This window comes from Microcystis sp. M49636_WE2, from assembly GCF_030065375.1.
In the GTDB taxonomy this organism is placed as follows: Bacteria; Cyanobacteriota; Cyanobacteriia; order Cyanobacteriales; family Microcystaceae; genus Microcystis; species Microcystis aeruginosa_C.
In genome coordinates this window covers 1-1,087 of the sequence record NZ_JASJFG010001088.1, presented here as the reverse complement: position 1 = coordinate 1,087, position 1,087 = coordinate 1, and the positions used below count along the sequence as shown (strand labels likewise).

The window sequence follows — 1,087 nt, the reverse complement described above, 5'->3', positions numbered from 1 at the left end:
TCGGTTATGGGCTATCGGTTATCGAGGCGGGGTTATGGTTGGGGTTTAATCATTCTAATTTTGACTCTCCCCCGCTAACCGCTCGCGCGGTGTAGCGGGAGATTCTCGGTTCATAGGTTTTTAACTAGATCGACCTGGTTTAACCCAGTCGATCCCCGTCAAATCGCCTCCGCGAGCGTTTTCTAACACGGTCAGTCCGACCGCGTTTTTTCCTCGGTTCTCGATTACCTTCGCTGATGCCGTGTCTCTCGGTTCAATGTGGCCGCAAGAATCACACCGGTGAACTCTTTCTGATAACGACTTTTTGCCAGTAATCGCGCCACAATTCGGACACTCCTGGGAAGTTCCGTTTTTATCGACCTTAAGATAATATTTCCCCCGTTTCCAAGCGACAAACGGTAGTATCTCGTTAATAAAACTACCGATGCCCGAATCCAGAGATTGTTTTCTAACGATCCCTCTAGACCAGGAAATGAAGTTAATATCTTCGACAAAGATATTATCAGCAAGATCACAAAGGTAATGAGCTAACTTAAAGTGCCAATCTCTACGAGTATTAGACACTTTTTCATGTAATCTTGCTATCTTCTCCTGAAGTTTTAACCAATTGCTAGAGCCTTTAGTTTTCCGTTTCAAGCGTCTTTGTAGCAATTTAAGCTTACTCTGTACTTTCAACAAAAATCGAGGGGCTTTGATTAAATCTCCCCGTGAAGTAGCAACAAAACTCTCAATCCCCGCGTCAATTCCTAAACAGGTTTTCCCCACTGTCATATCGGGAACTAATTCCGTAGATTGGAAGGAAACCGAAACGTAAAATCCCGACGCTTTTTGGATAATTCGAGCTTGTTTAGGCTCGAACCCAGACGGGTATTCTCTAGATTGCCTGATTCTAATTTTTCCCAATTGTGGAAAATTTAAGTATTCGTCACCTAGAAAGCTTTTTGACAGCGCAGGAAAAACAAAACTCCGCATCTTTTTCTTAAATCTAGGAAAGCCGAAGCCTTTCGATTTCATCTGGTTAAACGCCTTATCTAAAGTTTTTAAGACTTGCTGTAAAACTTGAGCGTTAACCGTCTTTAATATCGGG

General features: G+C 43.0%; 1 protein-coding gene. It reads right to left on the bottom strand.

Features of this window, described 5'->3' with window-relative positions:
- Window positions 1–120: 120 nt before the first annotated feature.
- Window positions 121–1,087, bottom strand: a 967-nt coding sequence (locus PX484_RS25255) for an RNA-guided endonuclease InsQ/TnpB family protein (RefSeq protein ID WP_288106139.1), incomplete at its 5' end; no start/stop codon positions are given.